At 67.4% G+C, this 16,453-nt stretch carries 18 protein-coding genes and 1 pseudogene; 15 read left to right on the top strand and 4 right to left on the bottom strand.

All coding sequences use genetic code 11. From position 1 onward, the window contains the following. Positions 1-242: 242 nt before the first annotated feature. The 10 genes from rpsF to H1Q64_RS11720 all read left to right on the top strand — a co-directional run bounded on the left by rpsF (position 243) and on the right by H1Q64_RS11720 (position 8,740). Positions 243-680: a 30S ribosomal protein S6 gene (rpsF, locus tag H1Q64_RS11675; RefSeq protein WP_014240380.1), complete on the top strand. Its 438-nt coding sequence runs from the start codon at positions 243-245 to the stop codon at positions 678-680. Continuing rightward, positions 681-953: a 30S ribosomal protein S18 gene (gene rpsR / locus H1Q64_RS11680; RefSeq protein ID WP_014240379.1), complete on the top strand. Its 273-nt coding sequence runs from the start codon at positions 681-683 to the stop codon at positions 951-953. Between the two features lie 33 nt (positions 954-986). After that, positions 987-1,943 (top strand): DUF2232 domain-containing protein, encoded by a 957-nt coding sequence (locus H1Q64_RS11685; RefSeq protein WP_237903626.1) that lies wholly within the window; start codon positions 987-989, stop codon positions 1,941-1,943. Next, the gene (rplI, locus tag H1Q64_RS11690; RefSeq protein WP_119508430.1) at positions 1,943-2,509 is read left to right on the top strand and encodes a 50S ribosomal protein L9; all 567 of its coding nucleotides are present in this window, start codon (positions 1,943-1,945) and stop codon (positions 2,507-2,509) included. Before H1Q64_RS11685 ends, rplI begins: the two co-directional genes overlap by 1 nt. Before the next feature lie 250 nt (positions 2,510-2,759). After that, positions 2,760-4,013 (top strand): SAM-dependent methyltransferase, encoded by a 1,254-nt coding sequence (locus tag H1Q64_RS11695; RefSeq protein ID WP_237903627.1) that lies wholly within the window; start codon positions 2,760-2,762, stop codon positions 4,011-4,013. A gap of 182 nt (positions 4,014-4,195) precedes the next feature. Continuing rightward, positions 4,196-5,728 carry a replicative DNA helicase gene (locus H1Q64_RS11700; RefSeq protein ID WP_035673601.1) on the top strand — a complete coding sequence of 511 codons (1,533 nt, stop codon included), beginning with the start codon at positions 4,196-4,198 and terminating at the stop codon, positions 5,726-5,728. Beyond that, a complete protein-coding gene (gene alr, locus H1Q64_RS11705) occupies positions 5,706-6,842 on the top strand; it encodes an alanine racemase (protein WP_237903628.1) in 1,137 nt (378 codons plus the stop codon). Before H1Q64_RS11700 ends, alr begins: the two co-directional genes overlap by 23 nt. Then, positions 6,842-7,618: an MlaE family ABC transporter permease gene (locus H1Q64_RS11710; protein ID WP_014240372.1), complete on the top strand. Its 777-nt coding sequence runs from the start codon at positions 6,842-6,844 to the stop codon at positions 7,616-7,618. Before alr ends, H1Q64_RS11710 begins: the two co-directional genes overlap by 1 nt. 8 nt (positions 7,619-7,626) lie before the next feature. Next, on the top strand, positions 7,627-8,418 hold the full coding sequence (locus tag H1Q64_RS11715; protein ID WP_237903629.1) for an ABC transporter ATP-binding protein: 792 nt from the start codon (positions 7,627-7,629) through the stop codon (positions 8,416-8,418). Between the two features lie 103 nt (positions 8,419-8,521). Further along, a complete protein-coding gene (locus tag H1Q64_RS11720; protein WP_145626600.1) occupies positions 8,522-8,740 on the top strand; it encodes a hypothetical protein in 219 nt (72 codons plus the stop codon). 3 nt (positions 8,741-8,743) lie between these two features. Here H1Q64_RS11720 and H1Q64_RS11725 read toward each other — a convergent pair whose 3' ends face one another. Continuing rightward, the gene (locus H1Q64_RS11725) at positions 8,744-9,334 is read right to left on the bottom strand and encodes an NUDIX hydrolase (RefSeq protein ID WP_237903630.1); all 591 of its coding nucleotides are present in this window, start codon (positions 9,332-9,334) and stop codon (positions 8,744-8,746) included. Next, a complete protein-coding gene (gene map, locus H1Q64_RS11730; protein ID WP_237903631.1) occupies positions 9,331-10,158 on the bottom strand; it encodes a type I methionyl aminopeptidase in 828 nt (275 codons plus the stop codon). The genes H1Q64_RS11725 and map overlap by 4 nt, the downstream gene beginning before the upstream one ends. 159 nt (positions 10,159-10,317) lie before the next feature. Here map and radA point away from each other — a divergent pair, with 159 nt between their 5' ends. From radA to H1Q64_RS11755, 5 genes and pseudogenes are all read left to right on the top strand, one after another. Beyond that, positions 10,318-11,718, top strand: a complete 1,401-nt coding sequence (gene radA / locus H1Q64_RS11735) for a DNA repair protein RadA (protein ID WP_237903632.1) — start codon at positions 10,318-10,320, stop codon at positions 11,716-11,718. A 56-nt stretch (positions 11,719-11,774) separates the two neighbouring features. Next, positions 11,775-12,461: a CvpA family protein gene (locus H1Q64_RS11740; RefSeq protein WP_237903633.1), complete on the top strand. Its 687-nt coding sequence runs from the start codon at positions 11,775-11,777 to the stop codon at positions 12,459-12,461. 100 nt (positions 12,462-12,561) lie between these two features. Beyond that, positions 12,562-14,010 carry an amidophosphoribosyltransferase gene (purF, locus tag H1Q64_RS11745; RefSeq protein ID WP_237903634.1) on the top strand — a complete coding sequence of 483 codons (1,449 nt, stop codon included), beginning with the start codon at positions 12,562-12,564 and terminating at the stop codon, positions 14,008-14,010. A 90-nt stretch (positions 14,011-14,100) separates the two neighbouring features. Further along, positions 14,101-14,812: pseudogene (locus tag H1Q64_RS11750) on the top strand (SDR family NAD(P)-dependent oxidoreductase). A gap of 42 nt (positions 14,813-14,854) precedes the next feature. Further along, positions 14,855-15,544: an RluA family pseudouridine synthase gene (locus H1Q64_RS11755; protein ID WP_237903635.1), complete on the top strand. Its 690-nt coding sequence runs from the start codon at positions 14,855-14,857 to the stop codon at positions 15,542-15,544. A gap of 19 nt (positions 15,545-15,563) precedes the next feature. Here the strand turns inward: H1Q64_RS11755 and H1Q64_RS11760 are convergent, their stop codons facing one another. Together H1Q64_RS11760 and H1Q64_RS11765 are read right to left on the bottom strand one after the other, a co-directional pair. After that, a complete protein-coding gene (locus H1Q64_RS11760; protein WP_237903636.1) occupies positions 15,564-16,004 on the bottom strand; it encodes a DUF4383 domain-containing protein in 441 nt (146 codons plus the stop codon). Positions 16,005-16,089: 85 nt separating this feature from the next. Then, positions 16,090-16,389 (bottom strand): 4Fe-4S dicluster domain-containing protein, encoded by a 300-nt coding sequence (locus H1Q64_RS11765; RefSeq protein WP_237903637.1) that lies wholly within the window; start codon positions 16,387-16,389, stop codon positions 16,090-16,092. Between the last annotated feature and the right edge of the window lie 64 nt (positions 16,390-16,453).

Consider the following 16,453-nt stretch of genomic DNA (forward strand, 5'->3'; position numbering starts at 1 on the left):
TCATTGCTGCGATGCAAAGGCGAACGGAGAAAAGGGCCATTCCAAGGCACATCAAAGGCAGAGGCGCCGGAATCGTCGGCTGGCTCGTGTTTCCGCTTGTCGGGATAGTGCTTTTATGCATACTGCGCCGCTTCATAACTCCTTGCCGGTGGCCCGCGTGCCGTCGGCTAGGCCCGGGCGGCTGATCCTGTCCATAGGGGATGGGGTGCAGCGCCGGACCATGAACAGCCATGGGGAGTATAATGGCTCTTTACGAGTGCGTGCTGATCGCGCGCCAGGACATCTCGGCCGCCCAGGCCGAGCAGCTCGGCGAGCAGTTCGCCCAGATCATTCGCGACAACGGCGGCCAGGTCGCCAAGACCGAATACTGGGGTCTGAAGACGCTCACCTACAAGATCAAGAAGAACCGCAAGGGTCACTACACCCTGTTCAACCTTGATGCCCCCGCCGCCGCCGTTCTGGAGATGGAGCGGAACATGGGCATCAACGAGGACGTGCTGCGCTTCATGACCGTCCGCGTCGATGCGCTGGACGCCAACCCGTCGGTGATGATGCAGAGCCGCGGCGAGCGTGGTGACCGCGGCGATCGCGGCGACCGCGGCCCGCGCCGCTTCGAGGATCGTGGCCCGCGCCCGCCGCGTCGCCAGGAGCCCACCGTTGCCGAAGGGGAGAACGCCTAAATGTCCGACAAGCAGACCTCGGGCGCTCCGGCCCGCACCGGTGGCGGTCCCCGCCGTCCGTTCTTCCGCCGCCGCAAGACCTGCCCGTTCTCGGGCGCGAACGCCCCGGCGATCGACTACAAGGACGTCAAGCTCCTGTCCCGCTTCATCTCCGAGCGTGGCAAGATCGTGCCGAGCCGCATCACCGCGGTTTCCGCGAAGAAGCAGCGCGAACTCGCCCGCGCCATCAAGCGCGCCCGTTTCCTGGCCCTGCTTCCCTACGTGGTGAAGTAAGGACCGAAGCGGACAACAGGCAAAGGCAATCCCATGGCCTCGCCCCTGGCCGCCCCTCTGGCGGCTGCCATCGGTGTCGGCGTGGTCAGCGCTTTCTTCTATCTCGCCGTCCTGTTCGGCGGGTTCGGGGCGCTGATCCTGGGCTATCTGGCGCCGCTGCCGCTGTTCCTCGCGGGACTGTGGCTCGGCTCCACCGCCTCCCTTCTCGCCGGTGCGGTGGGAACGGTGGCGGTCCTGGCGGTGTCGTCCAGCGTCCTGGTGTCTCTCGCCTATCTGGTGACCGCGGCTGTCCCGGTCATCCTGGTGGTGCGGCAGGCGCTGCTGGCGCGGGCGGCTCCCGACGGGAGTCTTGAATGGTATCCTCCGGGCCGGCTCCTGATGGCGCTGACCGGGATGGGACTGGCGGGCCTTCTGGGCGCCGCGGTTCTGACGCTCGATCAGCCCGGCGGGCTGGAGGGCGCGGTGCGGGAAACGCTGAGCCGCATGGCGGAACAGATGTTCTCTGCGCAGGGCCAGCAGGCCCCGGACCCGCAGGACATTTGGATGGCCGAGGTGTTGCCGGGCTTCGCGGTGATCTCATGGCTCGTCATGACGATCATCAACGGAGCCCTGGCGCAGGGCGTCCTGATGCGGTTCGGCCGCAACCGGCGCCCCGCCATGCGGCTGGACGACTTGGAACTGCCACGGTGGCTCGCCACCGCGTTCCTGCTGGCCATGGTGGCGGCCTCGCTGGCGCCGGACCCGGTCGGGTTCCTCGCGGTCAACGCCGCGTTGATCCTGGCCTTGCCATTCGCCTTTGCCGGGCTTTCGGTGGTGCATGTGTTCGCCCGAAGCCGATCGGCCAAGCTGCCGATCCTCGTCGGGTTCTACATGTTCCTGTTTCTTTTCGGTTGGCCGATCGTGCTGATGGTCGGTCTTGGCATGATTGAGCAATGGATTGGGCTGCGTCGCCGTCTCCGGCCCGCCGGCCCCGATCAGGAGGACGAGTGATGGAAGTTATTCTGCTGGAGCGGGTCGAGAAGCTCGGCCAGATGGGCCAGGTCGTGAAGGTGCGTCCCGGCTTCGCCCGCAACTATCTGCTGCCGCAGAAGAAGGCCATGCGCGCCACCAAGGCGAACATGGCGTTCTTCGAGAAGCAGAAGGCCCACCTGGAGGCCGTCAACCTGGAGCGCCGCAAGGACGCCGAGCAGGTGGCCACCAAGATGAACGACGTGTCGGTCGTCGTGATCCGTCAGGCCGGCGAAACCGGCGTGCTGTACGGTTCGGTGACCCCGCGCGACGTTGCGGACGCCCTTGACGCCGCCGGCTACAAGGTCGACCGCAAGCAGGTGTCGATCGAGACCCCGATCAAGACGCTGGGCCTGTTCAAGCTGCGCGTCGTCCTGCACCCCGAGGTGAGCATCTCCGTCACGGTGAACGTCGCCCGCTCGCAGGAAGAGGCTGAACTCCAGCGTTCCCGCGGCGGCATGGTCACCGCGGCCGACCTGCGCGACGACGAGGACGAAATCGAGGAGGCCCCCGAGGCCGCCGAGGCCGAGGTTTCCGAGGAGGGCTGACCGCCCGCTCAACGAGACCAGTCCGCTCGTCCGGAAGCCGCCCGCCCCCGAAAGGGGCGAGGCGGCTTTTCCGCTTTTGGCGCCCCGCATCATCCGACCCCTCCCCCATCCGGATGTGCCGGACGCCCCGCCCCCTGCCCCGTCCGGCGGGTTGCCTCCTCCCGCTCCGAACTCCGACTCTCGTTCCTGGTGATTCGCTCACGGCGAAGGTACCGGACCGAGTCGTGTGCGACGGATGCGGAGATGCGCGATGCTGCTAGCCCGCCTGCTCAGCCCGGCCCTGACCGCCGGCGCTCTGGATATCGTCGGCGCCGACGGGCGGAGGCACCGGGTGGGGGTCGGCACGCCGTCCCTCACGCTGCATTTGCACGACAAGGCGCTGCACCGCGACCTCGTGGTGAACCCGCGGCTGCGATTCGGGGAAGCCTACATGGACGGCCGCCTGACCATCGAAGGCGGCTCCGTCTATGATTTCCTGGCGCTGCTGAGCGCCGGGACGGACAATGTCCAGGGCGTTCTGGGCAATCTGCGGGAAACCCTGTCCCCCGCGCTACGGCTCATCCAGCAGAGCAATCCCCTAGGGCGGTCGCGGCGCAACGTGGCCCATCATTATGACCTGTCGCGGTCCTTCTTCGACCTGTTCCTCGACCGCGACCTGCAATATTCCTGCGCCTACTTCCCCACACCCGATACCGGGCTGGACGAGGCGCAGGAGGCCAAGAAACGGCACATCGCGGCGAAGCTGCTGCTTCAGCCGGGCATGCGGGTCCTGGACATCGGCTGCGGCTGGGGCGGCATGGCGCTCTACCTCGCCCGCATGACCGGCGCCCAGGTCACCGGAATCACCCTGTCCCGCGAACAGGTCGCCGTGGCGCGGGAGCGGGCGGCTCATGCCGGGCTGGCCGGTCAGGTCCGCTTCGAGCTGCGCGACTACCGGCAAATGGAAGGACGTTTCGACCGCATCGTCTCGGTCGGCATGTTCGAGCATGTCGGGGTGCCCCATTATCCGGCCTTCTTCGCCAGGCTGCGCGACCTGCTGGCCGAGGACGGGGTGGCGTTGCTTCATGCCATCGGCCGGTCGGATGGGCCGGGCTCAACCAACCCGTGGTTCCGCAAATACATCTTTCCCGGCGGCTACTCGCCCGCCCTGTCGGAGGTGATCCCGGCGGTGGAGAAGGCCGGGCTGTGGAACACCGACGTCGAGATTCTGCGCCTTCACTACGCCGAGACGCTGCGCCACTGGCGGGAGCGGTTCGCGGCCCGGCGGGAGGACGCGCGCGCGATGTACGACGAACGCTTCTGCCGGATGTGGGAGTTCTATCTGGCGGGGGCCGAGATCAGCTTCCGCTACCAGGGGCACATGGTTTTCCAGATGCAGCTCGCCCGCTCGCTGGGCGCCGTTCCGCTCGTCCGCGAATATATCCAGCGCGCCGAAACGGCCTTGGCCGACGCCGTGCCCCGGCCCCTGCGCACCGGCCGGAACGTCGGTGCCAGCAACGCTTGACCAGAGGTGTCCGCGCCACATCGGCCCACAGGTTTTGCTCTGGCCCAAGCTTTTGATAGAACGTTTGAAATTCGCCTTACCCCCAGCTTTCACCGGCTGTGGGCAAAAGTTACTCACAGGAATGTGGGTATCCTTAACCCGATCGCACAGCTTTGCGCCCCGCCCTTTGCTAAAGTGCCGCCATGGATGACAAGACCACCCAGCTTTTCGAGCCGCGCCCCCTCGACGGCGGGCTGTCCCGCGCCGCTGCCGTGAAGCCGACGGCGGAATACCGCACGCCGCCGCACAACGAGGAGGCGGAACAGGCGCTGCTCGGCGCCATCCTGGTGAACAACAAGGCGTATGAGAAGGTCGGCGAGTTCCTGCGCGCCGAGCATTTCTACGACCCGGCGCACCAGCGCATCTTTTCGGCCATCGCCAAGATGGTGGAGCGCGGCCAGATTGCCAATCCGGTGACGCTGAAGGCCTATTTCGACAACGACGTCGAATTGGCACCGGATGGTGGCGCCGGCTATCTGGCGCAGCTCGCCGCCAACGTCGTGACGGTGGTCAACGCGGGCGATTACGGCAAGACGATCCACGACCTCTTCCTGCGCCGGCAGTTGATCGAGGTCGGCACGGACATGGTGAACGAGGCGTATCAGCACGACCTCGACATTGACGCCATGGACCAGATCGAGACGGCGGAGAAGCAGCTCTTCGACCTCGCCTCGACCGGCGACGTGCGCGGCGGCTTCGTCGCCTTCTCCGAGTCGCTGAAGGCGGCCATCGCCACAGCGGAGACGGCCTTCCGGCGGTCCAGCCACGTCACCGGCGTGACCACCGGCCTGCGCGACATGGACCGCAAGTTGGGTGGCCTGCACCCGTCGGACCTCATCATCCTCGCTGGGCGCCCCTCCATGGGCAAGACGGCGCTGGCCACCAACATCGCCTTCAACGCCGCCAAGGCGCACATGCGCACCAACGGCGGCGAAGGCGCGCCGGTCGGCTTCTTCTCGCTGGAAATGTCGGCGGAGCAGCTCGCCACCCGTATCCTTGCCGGCGAGGCCGAGGTGTCGGGCGACAAGATCCGCCGCGGCGAGATCAAGGACAGCGACTTCCCCAAGTTCGTGGCGGCCAGCCAGGAGCTCAGCCGTGTTCCCTTCTTCGTGGACGACACGCCAGCCCTGACCATCGCCGCGGTGCGCACCCGCTGCCGCCGGCTGAAGCGCACGCACGGGCTGGGCATGGTCGTGGTGGACTATCTCCAGCTGCTGCGCGGCGGCTCGACCAAGGGCAACGAGAACCGCGTGCAGGAAATCTCGGAGATCACCCGCGGCCTGAAGGCCATTGCCAAGGAGCTGGAGGTGCCGGTGCTGGCGCTGTCCCAGCTCAGCCGCGCGGTGGAAATGCGTGAGGACAAACGGCCGCAGCTCGCCGACCTGCGCGAATCGGGCTCCATCGAGCAGGACGCCGACGTGGTGATGTTCGTTTACCGCGAACAGTACTATCTTGAGCGCGCCGAGCCGGCCCGCCGGCCGGAGGAGACGGAGGACAAGTACAACGACCGCTACGCCAACTGGCAGAAGCGCTACGCCGAGGTGCACAACACCGCGGAGGCGATCATCGCCAAGCAGCGCCACGGCCCGATCGGCAGCGTCCGCATGTTCTTCGATGGCCAATTCACCAGATTCGGCGACCTCGACACGACCCATGACTTCGGCCCCACTGAGTGATCCGCTGGCACGCGCCGGCGCCGTTCTGACCATCGACCTCGGTGCGGTGGTCGCCAACTGGGCGCAGCTCCGCGACCGGGTGGCGCCCGCCGAGTGCGCCGCCGTGGTCAAGGCGAACGCCTATGGGCTGGGGGTGGAAAGGGTCGTTCCGGCGCTCGCCGCCGCCGGCTGCCGGACCTTCGTGGTCGCGCAGTTCGAGGAGGCGCTGGCCGTCCGCGCCGTGGCGCCGGCAGAGGCCCGCGTCCTGTCGCTGGGCGGCCTTCCCGCCGGCACCGCTCCCGACTTCACGGCCCACCGCATCCTGCCGGTTCTGAATCATCTGGGCGACATCGCGGCGTGGCAGGCCCACGCCAGGGCGCGGGGAACGGCCCTGCCCGCCGTCGTCCACATCGACACCGGCATGAATCGACTCGGGCTTGGTCCAGACGAGCTGGACACGCTGGTCGGCGACCTCTCCCGGCTGGAGGGGGTGGACGTCCGGGTGTGGATGACCCACCTCGCCTGCGCCGACGAAGATTCGGTGATGAACAGCCAGCAGCTCGGGCGTTTCCGTTCGGCGGTCGGGCGGCTGCCGGCGGCCGAGGCGAGTTTCGCCAATTCCTCGGGGATCTTCCACGGAACGTCCTTCCATTTCGACCTCGTGCGGCCCGGCTGCGCGCTCTACGGCGTCAATCCGACGCCCGCCGCGGCCAACCCGATGCGGGGCACGATCCGGCTCGACGCCCGGCTGCTACAGGTGCGCAACGTTGACAGCCCTATGACCGTTGGCTACGGTGCCACGCACCGCGTTGCGGCGAGAGGAAAAATCGCAACCATCGCAGTGGGTTATGCCGACGGATATCTGCGCTCGCTCAGCGGGCGCGGCCATGTCTTCGTCAACGGCGTGGCCGCTCCGGTGGTTGGGCGTGTTTCGATGGATCTGGTGACGGTGGATGTCAGCCACCTTCCCGACGAGGCGGTGACGCCCGGCGGGCTGGTGGAGCTGATCGGCCCGAACCGCCCGGTGGATACCGTGGCGAGCGAAGGCGGAACCATCGGCTACGAAATCCTGACCTCGCTGGGCGCGCGTTACCACAGGGTCTACCGCGACCCGCCGCCGCCTGAGGTCGCTTGATGGGTTTCCTTGCCGCCACCGGACGGGCCTTCCTGATCTTTCTGGAAGCCACCGGAAAGCTCGCCATGTTCACCGGCGCCGCCTTGTCGCATTGCGTGCGTCCGCCGTTCTACCCGCGGCAGATCCTGCGCCAGATGATCGACATCGGCTACTATTCGCTGCCGGTGGTCGGGCTGACCGCGCTGTTCACCGGCATGGTGCTGGCGCTGCAGAGCTATTCCGGTTTTTCCCGCTTCCAGGCGGAGGGCGCCATCGCCACGGTGGTCGCCCTGTCGGTGACGCGCGAACTGGGGCCGGTGCTGGGCGGCCTGATGGTCGCCGGGCGCATCGGCGCCGCGATGGCCGCCGAGATCGGCACCATGCGCGTCACCGAGCAGATCGACGCGCTGTCGACCCTGTCGACCAACCCCTTCAAGTATCTGGTGGCGCCGCGCCTGATCGCCGGACTGGCCATGCTGCCACTGCTGGTGCTGGTGGCTGACATCATCGGCGTGTTCGGCGGCTTCCTGGTCGGCGTCTACCGGCTGGACTTCAACCCTGCCTCCTACATCGGACGGACCTGGGAATTCCTGGAGCCGGTCGACGTCATCTCCGGACTCGTCAAGGCTGCGGTGTTCGGTTTCATGGTGTCGCTGATGGGCTGCTACCACGGCTACCATTCGCGCGGCGGCGCCCAGGGCGTGGGGGCGGCGACGACCAACGCGGTGGTGTCGGCCTCCATCCTGATCCTGGTGTGGAACTACCTCATCACCGGCATCTTCTTCTCGACGAAGTGAGCGACTCCATGTCCCAGGTTCCCCCCGCTCATCCGCCGAAGATTTTGCTGAAGAACGTGCACAAGGCGTTCGGTCCGAAGGTCGTGCTCAACGGCATCGACCTGGATGTCGGGCGCGGCGAGTCGCTGGTCGTCATCGGCGGGTCCGGCACCGGCAAGTCGGTGATGCTGAAATGCATCCTCGGCCTCCTGTCCCCGGACAGCGGCTCCATCCGCGTCGACGGCGAGGAGACGACCAGGCTGCGCCCGCGCGAGCGCGAGAAGCTGCTGCACAAGTTCGGCATGCTGTTCCAGGGCGCCGCCCTGTTCGACAGCCTGAAGGTCTGGGAGAACGTCGCCTTCGGCCTGATCCAGGGCGAGCACATGCCGCGCGCCAAGGCCAAGGACATCGCCATCGCCAAGATGGGCGCGGTCGGTCTCGGCCCGGAGGTGGGCGAGCTGTTTCCGTCAGAACTGTCGGGCGGCATGCAGAAGCGCGTCGGCCTCGCCCGCGCCATCGCCGACGAGCCGGAGATCATCTTCTTCGACGAGCCGACGACCGGCCTCGACCCGATCATGGCCGACGTGATCAACGAGCTGATCGTGAAATGCGTGAAGGATCTGGGCGCCACCGCTGTGACCATCACCCACGACATGGCCTCGGCCCGCAAGATCGCCGACCGTGTGGCGATGATCCACCAGGGCCGGATCATCTGGACCGGTCACGCCAACGACATCGACCACTCCGGAAACCCCTATGTGGACCAGTTCGTCCATGGCCGGGGCGAAGGGCCGATCAAGATGCAGGTGCGGGCGCTCTGACGCGCTTCGCCACCGGTTTGTGCAAAATTAACCTGCCGCCCGATAGGGTCGGCCAGAAAGAACGCGGGCCACGACAGGCCGGCATCCCATCGGAGAGACGAGCATGGCGGACATCACCACGAACGGACTGGCCTTCGCGAGCTTCATGCTGAGCGCCAAGATTCTGGAGACGCTCCAGGCCAAAGGTCTGCTGACCAACGAAGAGACGGTGCAGACCATCAAGAACGCCCACGAGCAGCTCCTCAAGAACGACAACCAGCTGTCGCTCGAAGGGGCCGATGCGCTCGCCCATTTCTTCGCAGGCCCAACCGACGGGAAGTGATCGCTACGGCGCCGGACGCGCCGCCGACCGCGCAAGGTTATTGCGCAGTTCCGGCAGCAGAACGGCGCCCAGCATGGCGATGACCGGCAGAAGGGCGTAATCGCCCTCTGCCGCCGCGGCGATCAGTGCCGCGCGGGTCAGCAACTCCAACCGCATCTCCTCCAGATCTCCGGAGTCCGCCTCGGCCACCTTCCAGGCGTTGCGGGCGTGGAACATATGACAGACGCAGCCGCGCTGGTTGCCCTGCACCACGTAGGAGCCGAGCGCGGTCCAATCCTCCGCGGCGTAGCCGGTTTCCTCGAGCAACTCCCGCTTCGCCGCGCCCAGCGGCTCCTCACCGGGATTCAGCGCGCCGGCGGGAAAGGTTTGGCTGACGCGGCGCGGGCCATGCTTGTAGGTGCGCAGCATCAGGACGCGCCCGCCCTCGTCCTCGACGAACATCTGGACGAAGTCCATCTGCTCGACCTGATAGAAATTCTCCACCCGCCGTCCGGCCGGCGTCTCGACGGTCTCGGCATGCACCTTCAGGAAAGGCCCGGCGTCGAGCAGGGCCCGGCGCTCCAGGACCGTCCAGGGCTTCAAGTCCCCGCTCATGCCGCGACGGCCCCGGCAACGGTCCTGTAGGGCGGCTGGGTGAAGCCCGCCGGGGACAGGGTGAAGATCTCGCAGCCCGCCTCGGTGATGCCGACCTGATGCTCGAATTGGGCGGACAGGGAGCGGTCGCGGGTGACGGTGGTCCAGCCGTCCGACAGGATCTTCACGTCCGCCTTTCCGGCGTTGAGCATCGGCTCGATGGTGAAGACCATGCCCGGAACCAGCAGAACCCCGGTGCCGCGCTTGCCGAAATGGTCGACGTGAGGCGCGTCGTGGAACACCCGGCCGATGCCGTGCCCGCCGAAGTCGCGCACCACGCCGTAGCGGTGGGATTCGGCGAGGGTCTGGATGGCGTGGCCGATGTCGCCCAGATGATTGCCCGGCTTGGCCTGCGCGATGCCCGCCATCATCGCCTGATACGTGATGTCGACCAGCTTGCGCGCCTTCACCCCGATCTTGTCGCCGACGAAGAACATGCGGCTGGTGTCGCCGTACCAGCCGTCCAGGATCACCGTCACGTCGACATTCACGATGTCGCCGTCGACCAGTTTCTTGTCGTCGGATGGAATGCCGTGATTCACCACATGGTTTGGCGAGATGCAGCTCGCCGCCGGATAGCCGTGATAGCCGAGGGTCGCGGGAATCGCGCCGTTGTCCCTCATGAAGGTTTCGATCAGCCGGTTCAGATGGCCCGTGCTGACCCCCGGCACCACCTGGGGCGTGATGTGGTCGAGCGTCGCCGCGGCCAGCCGCCCGGCCTTGCGAATTGCCTCGAACTCCTCCGGGCCATGCAGCGGGATCTTCCGCGCGTCCTTGTCCGCCACCGTGTCACCTCACATCCGTTGTTCATCGAGAATTCCGGGACAGAACCTACCACCGGAACAGCCGAGAAAAGCCCCAGCTTTTTATCACCTCTGCCATAGGATTTAGAACGTCCGCTTGCTATATGTGGGGCGCTGCCGCTCCAACCAATCGCTAGACCTTTGGCAAAGCCAACCACCCGCTACGTCTGTCAGGCTTGCGGCGCGTCCTTCCCGAAATGGGCGGGCCGCTGCGACGCCTGCGGCGAATGGAACACCCTCGTCGAGGAAGCCGCTCCGGACGCCGCCCCCAAGGGATTGGGCATGGCGCGCGGACGCCGGCTGGACTTCGTCGGCTTGGCCGGGTCCAGCGAGGCGCCGCCGCGCCGCATGACCCGCATCGAGGAGTTCGACCGCGTCTGCGGCGGCGGCCTCGTCCCCGGATCGGCAATCCTGATCGGTGGCGATCCCGGCATCGGCAAGTCGACCCTTCTCCTCCAGGCCATGGCCCGGCTGTCGCAGGAACACCGTTGCGCCTACGTCTCCGGCGAAGAGGCGGTGGACCAAGTGCGGCTGCGCGCCGTCCGGCTGGGCTGCGCCGCGGCGCCGGTTCAACTCGCCTCGGCGACCAGCGTGCGCGACATCGTCGCCTCGCTCGACGGCACGGACGGGCCGGAGGTGGTCGTGATCGACTCGATCCAGACCATGTATGTGGACAATCTGGACAGCGCCCCCGGCACCGTCGCCCAGGTCCGGGCGAGCGCGCAGGAGCTGATCCGCGTGGCCAAGCGGCGCGGCTGCGTCCTGCTGCTGGTCGGCCACGTCACCAAGGAAGGCACCATCGCCGGTCCCCGCGTGCTGGAGCACATGGTGGACACGGTGCTCTATTTCGAAGGCGAGCGCGGCCACCAGTTCCGCATCCTGCGCGCGGTGAAGAACCGCTTCGGCGCGACGGACGAGATCGGCGTGTTCGAGATGACCGACGCCGGGCTGGGTGAGGTCGCCAACCCCTCCGCCCTGTTCCTGGCGGAACGGCGCGGCGACGTCTCGGGGGCCGCGGTCTTCGCCGGCATGGAGGGCACCCGCCCCGTGCTGGTGGAGGTCCAGGCGCTGGTCGCCCCCTCCCCGCTCGGCACGCCGCGGCGCGCGGTGGTCGGCTGGGATTCGGCGCGGCTCGCCATGGTGCTGGCGGTGCTGGAGGCGCGCTGCGGCGTGCAGATCGGCGCCAACGACGTCTATCTGAACGTCGCCGGCGGCCTGCGTATCACCGAACCGGCGGCGGACCTCGCGGTCGCCGCGGCGCTCGTCTCCTCGCTGACCGGGGAGCCGGTGCCCGCCGACGCCGTGGTCTTCGGCGAGGTCGGCCTGTCGGGCGAGGTCCGCGCCGTGGGCCAAAGCGACGCCCGGCTGAAGGAAGCCGCGAAGCTGGGGTTTTCAACGGCGATCTTTCCGGCTAGACGGAACGGCAAGAAGCCGGGGCGCGGCGACACCGGCCTGAAATCGGTCGAGCTGCAACAGCTCAGCGAACTGCTGCCGCTGTTCCAGGCCGGATCGGGACCCCGTCCGCCGCGCGGTCGGGATTGAAGCGTCTGATTTGACACGAGCATCTGAAGCGAAAGCGCACGAGGCGTAGCGGCGTTATGGACACCTTCCCGATCAACCCGGCGGATCTGGCCGTCATCGTGGTGCTTCTGCTGTCGGCCCTGCTGGCCTTCACCCGCGGCATGGTGGCCGAGGTGCTGTCGGTCGCGGCTTGGGTGGGCGCGGCACTGATCACGCTGAACGCCCTGCCCCACGTTCTGCCCATCGCGCAGACCTACATCCACGTCGAGATGGCCGCCTACGCCGCGTCGGCGGTGGCGCTGTTCGTCGTCAGCCTTGTGGTTTTGACAATCCTGGGCCGCGTCGTGTCGCGCGGGGTGCAGAATTCCGGCCTTTCGGCGCTCGACCGCTCGCTGGGCTTCGTCTTCGGCCTGCTGAAGGGTGCAATCCTCGCCTCCGTCGCCTATCTCTTCTTCGCTTGGCTGGTGCCGAACCCGGCGGAGCATCCGGCTTGGCTGCAGAGCGCCAAGACCCGGCCGATGCTGCTGTCGGGCGCCGCCATGATCTACGAGGTGATGCCGGAGTCGCTGCGCAAGGACGGGCTGGGCCAGATGGACATGGCGCGGGAACGCGCGCGGCAGGCGGTGGAGGCCAAGGAAGCGCTGGACCGCCTGTCCACGCCGGTTCCCGGAGCGCCAAAGACCAGTGGTGCGTCGCAATCCGATACCGGTTATAAGGACCGGGACCGCGGCGACCTTGAGCGACTGATCCAGAACGCACGCTGAACGCCGCATGGTGCAGAGTGCCTGTGAGTAACGCCCCGCTGGCAAAGAGGCCGCCGGGGCAATGCCCTTTGGTGATGCTGTGTATGACGAGGATCTTTCGATGCTGACGACGCATCCGTTCGACGACGACAAGCTGCGCGAGGAGTGCGGCGTGTTCGGCATCCACAGCCATCCGCAGGCGGGGGCCATCACCGCGCTCGGTCTGCATGCGCTGCAGCATCGCGGCCAGGAAGCCTGCGGCATCGTCAGCCACGACGGCGACCGCTTCCATCTGGAACATACGCTGGGCCTCGTCGGCGATCATTTCTCGTCGGAAGCGATCATCGGCAAGCTGAAGGGCCCGCAGGCCATCGGCCACGTCCGCTACGCCACCACGGGCGATACGACGATCCGCAACGTCCAGCCGCTCTACGCCGACTTCGAGTTCGGCGGCTTCGCGCTGGCCCACAACGGCAACCTGACCAACGCGCACACGCTGCGCCGCCAGCTCGTCCGCCGCGGCTGCCTGTTCCAGTCCACCACCGACACCGAGACCATCGTCCATCTGATGGCCATCGCCCGCGGCGGCTCGCCGGTCGACCGGCTGATCGAGGCGGTGCGGCAGGTCGAGGGCGCCTTCTCCCTGGTGGCGCTGACCCCGAACGAGGTGATCGGCGTGCGTGACCCGCTGGGCGTCCGCCCGCTGGTCCTGGGCAAGTTGGGCGATACCTACATTGTGACCAGCGAGACCTGTGCCCTGGACATCGTCGGCGCCGATTATGTGCGCGACGTCGAGCCGGGCGAGATGGTCGTTCTGAACGAGCAGGGCGTGCAGAGCCTGCGCCCCTTCCAGCCGCAGGGCCGCCGCTTCTGCATCTTCGAATACATCTACTTCGCGCGCCCCGACAGCGTGATGGAGGGGTCCTCCGTCTACAACGCCCGCCAGCGGATCGGCGCCGAGCTGGCCCGCGAATCGGGGATCGAGGCCGACGTGGTGGTCCCGGTGCCCGACAGCGGCGTGCCTGCGGCCCTCGGCTATGCCATGCAGAGCGGCGTGCCCTTCGAGCTGGGCATCATCCGCAACCACTATGTCGGCCGCACCTTCATCGAGCCGACCGACCAGATCCGTCATCTGGGCGTGAAGCTGAAGCACAACGCCAACCGCGCCATGATCGAGGGCAAGCGGGTGGTGCTGGTGGACGACAGCATCGTGCGTGGCACGACCTCCAAGAAGATCGTCGAGATGGTGCGCGCCGCCGGGGCGAAAGAGGTGCACATGCGCATTTCCAGCCCGCCGACCTCGCACCCCTGCTTCTACGGCATCGATACGCCGGAACAGAGCAAGCTGCTCGCCCATCGCATGTCGGTGGAGGAGATGCGCGACTTCATCCAAGCCGACAGCCTCGCCTTCATCTCCCTGGACGGTCTCTACCGCGCCATGGGTGCGGAGCGCCGCGACCCGCAGAATCTGACCTTCTGCGACGCCTGTTTCACCGGCGACTATCCAATCGCGCTGACCGACGCGCTGGACCATCCGCCGGTCGAGGCGAACGTCCGCATCCGCGCCTGACCGCCTGACCATCGCCGCGACGGGCCGGCCGCAACCCAGCGGACCGGCCCGTTTGCCAATCCCGCTACCGAACATCGTCGAGTCGCCGCCATGTCCCGTCTTTCCGGCCGCACCGCCCTCATCACCGGCGCCTCGCGCGGGCATCGGCGCCGCCGTCGCCAAGCGCTTCGCCGTTGAAGGCGCCCACGTCATCCTCGCCGCCCGCACCGTCGGCGGTCTGGAGGAGACCGACGACGCGATCTTCCAGGCCACCGGCCGCAACGCCACGCTGGTCCCGCTGGACCTGCGGCAATTCGACAAGATCGACCAGCTCGGCTACTCGATCTTCGAGCGGTTCGGGAAGCTCGACATCCTGGTCAGCAACGCCGGCGTCCTGGAAGCGCTGGGGCCGGTCGCCCATTACGATCCGAAGCTGTGGCAGCGCGTGATGGACGTGAACGTCATGGCCAACTTCCGCCTGATCCGCTCCTTCGACCGCCTGCTGCGCGCGTCCGACGCAGGGCGCGCCATCTTCGTGACCTCGGGCGCCGCGAACGCGCCCTACCCCTACTGGAGCCCGTACGGGGCCAGCAAGGCGGCGCTGGAGATGATGGTGAAGACCTACGCGATGGAAATCGCCTCGTCGAACCTGCGCGTCAATCTGATCGATCCCGGCATCGTGGCGACCAAGCTGCGCATGCAGGCCTTCCCCGGCGAGGACCAGACCAAGCTGGCCCAGCCGGACGACGTGACCGAGGCCTTCGTGGCGCTGGCGGAGGCATCCTGCACCCGCCACGGCGAGGTGGTGTCGGCACAGGGGTGACTTGCGCATTTCTCCTTTCACGCGCCTGAGGCTGACCCCGGCATGACACCCGAACAAATCCAGGCCCGCGTGCTCTACCGCGATGGGCTTATGCTCATCATCGACAAGCCCGCCGGCCTGCCCGTCCACGCCGGGCCAGGCGGCGGTCCGAACCTGGAACGCCACTTCGACGCCCTGCGCTTCGGCTTTCCGAAGCCGCCGGGGCTCGCCCACCGGCTGGACCGCGACACCTCCGGCTGCCTGATCCTGGGGCGGCACCCGAAGGCCCTGCGCAAGCTGGGCAAGCTGTTTCAGGACGGCAAGGTCGACAAGACCTATTGGGCGGTCGTTGCCGGCACCCCGCCGGAGGAGCAGGGGCGGATCGAACTGCCGTTGAAGAAGGTGACCAACAAGAGCGGCGGCTGGCGCATCGTCGTGGCCGACGACGGGCAGAGCGCCATTACCGATTACCGGGTCCTCGGACGCGGCGACGGCACCACATGGCTGGAGTTGAAGCCGCACACCGGGCGCACGCACCAAATTCGCGTGCATTGCGCCACGGCGCTGGGCTGCCCGCTGCTGGGCGATCCGCAGTATGGCGGTCCGGAGGGGCATCCGCTGCATTTGCAATCGCGGGCCATTTCGCTCCCCCTGTACCCCTCGCGCGAAGCGGTCGGCGCGGTGGCGCCGGTTCCGCCTCACATGGGCGCGGCGCTCGCCGCCTGCGGCTTTGAAGGAGACGACCCGGCCTGACAGCCGGGCCGCCGGGCCGTTACGCCCGCCACTCGGCGCGCTTCTCCGTGCCGGCCTCCGTCTCGTGCACCATGAAGCCGACATAGCCGGCCACGATGGCGAGGACGGCGTGCAGCCAGATGTCGTTGCCGTGCAGCGGCACCAGCCCGAACAGCGTGTTCAGACCCGGAATGAAGCCGAGGACGGTCAGGACGGCATAGGCCACAGCCACGCTGCGCAGATAGCTGCGCGAAGCCAGACGGCTGGAGAAGTAGGCGAAGAAACCCCACAGGCCGAACAGGAGATGCACGATGTTGTGCAGCAGGTTCACCGGGAACAGCCCGAGCAGATAGCCGTGGAAGGATTCGACGGCGAGGGTCATGCCTTCCGGGGGTGGGGACAGGAAGGTCGGAATGAAGCCCAGTATGCCGATGGCCGTAAAGGCCGCGGCATAGACCAGCGTTACGTTGCGCCACCACATGTGTCTCTCCGTTGGCAGACAGGGGATGAATCCGCCTTACCAACAGAGGGTTTAGAAGCAGCGTTCCCTTGATCCGGTCGCAATCTCAGGCGGCCGCCGCCTCCATGGTCACGGCCTTGACCGGGCACACGCCCGCACAGTCGCCGCAACCGGTGCAGCCTCCCTCCTCGATGATCGGCAGCCAGCGTCCGCGGCCCAGCGGCCGGAAGCGGATCGCACCGTGGTCGCAATGGTCGCCGCACATTCGGCAGTCGGTTCCGGTGTAGGACAGGCAGCCCGCGCCGATGCGCGCTTCCAATGCCTGGGAAGGCGCTGCTGGCGGCTGGGACGGCCCCGGTTCGGAGCGGAAACGCCCCCGGAACAGATCCGCGCGACTGATCGCCATGACGGTCGCCCTCCCCCAATCCTATTCCATTGCACGGTCATTGCCGCATTCGCGAATGCCGGGC

It is taken from the genome of Azospirillum brasilense (assembly GCF_022023855.1).
GTDB classification, from domain to species: Bacteria; Pseudomonadota; Alphaproteobacteria; order Azospirillales; family Azospirillaceae; genus Azospirillum; species Azospirillum brasilense_F.

What these genes read in the sequence shown, in the direction of transcription:
- rpsR (WP_014240379.1), top strand. Translation starts at nt 681, where the DNA reads ATGTCCGACAAGCAGACCTCGGGCGCTCCGGCCCGCACCGGTGGCGGT.
- H1Q64_RS11715 (WP_237903629.1), top strand. Translation starts at nt 7,627, where the DNA reads ATGTCCCAGGTTCCCCCCGCTCATCCGCCGAAGATTTTGCTGAAGAAC.
- purF (WP_237903634.1), top strand. Translation starts at nt 12,562, where the DNA reads ATGCTGACGACGCATCCGTTCGACGACGACAAGCTGCGCGAGGAGTGC.
- rplI (WP_119508430.1), top strand. Translation starts at nt 1,943, where the DNA reads ATGGAAGTTATTCTGCTGGAGCGGGTCGAGAAGCTCGGCCAGATGGGC.
- H1Q64_RS11685 (WP_237903626.1), top strand. Translation starts at nt 987, where the DNA reads ATGGCCTCGCCCCTGGCCGCCCCTCTGGCGGCTGCCATCGGTGTCGGC.
- H1Q64_RS11740 (WP_237903633.1), top strand. Translation starts at nt 11,775, where the DNA reads ATGGACACCTTCCCGATCAACCCGGCGGATCTGGCCGTCATCGTGGTG.
- alr (WP_237903628.1), top strand. Translation starts at nt 5,706, where the DNA reads ATGACTTCGGCCCCACTGAGTGATCCGCTGGCACGCGCCGGCGCCGTT.
- H1Q64_RS11755 (WP_237903635.1), top strand. Translation starts at nt 14,855, where the DNA reads ATGACACCCGAACAAATCCAGGCCCGCGTGCTCTACCGCGATGGGCTT.
- H1Q64_RS11760 (WP_237903636.1), bottom strand. Translation starts at nt 16,004, where the DNA reads ATGTGGTGGCGCAACGTAACGCTGGTCTATGCCGCGGCCTTTACGGCC.
- H1Q64_RS11720 (WP_145626600.1), top strand. Translation starts at nt 8,522, where the DNA reads ATGGCGGACATCACCACGAACGGACTGGCCTTCGCGAGCTTCATGCTG.
- rpsF (WP_014240380.1), top strand. Translation starts at nt 243, where the DNA reads ATGGCTCTTTACGAGTGCGTGCTGATCGCGCGCCAGGACATCTCGGCC.
- H1Q64_RS11765 (WP_237903637.1), bottom strand. Translation starts at nt 16,389, where the DNA reads ATGGCGATCAGTCGCGCGGATCTGTTCCGGGGGCGTTTCCGCTCCGAA.
- H1Q64_RS11725 (WP_237903630.1), bottom strand. Translation starts at nt 9,334, where the DNA reads ATGAGCGGGGACTTGAAGCCCTGGACGGTCCTGGAGCGCCGGGCCCTG.
- H1Q64_RS11700 (WP_035673601.1), top strand. Translation starts at nt 4,196, where the DNA reads ATGGATGACAAGACCACCCAGCTTTTCGAGCCGCGCCCCCTCGACGGC.
- H1Q64_RS11710 (WP_014240372.1), top strand. Translation starts at nt 6,842, where the DNA reads ATGGGTTTCCTTGCCGCCACCGGACGGGCCTTCCTGATCTTTCTGGAA.
- H1Q64_RS11695 (WP_237903627.1), top strand. Translation starts at nt 2,760, where the DNA reads ATGCTGCTAGCCCGCCTGCTCAGCCCGGCCCTGACCGCCGGCGCTCTG.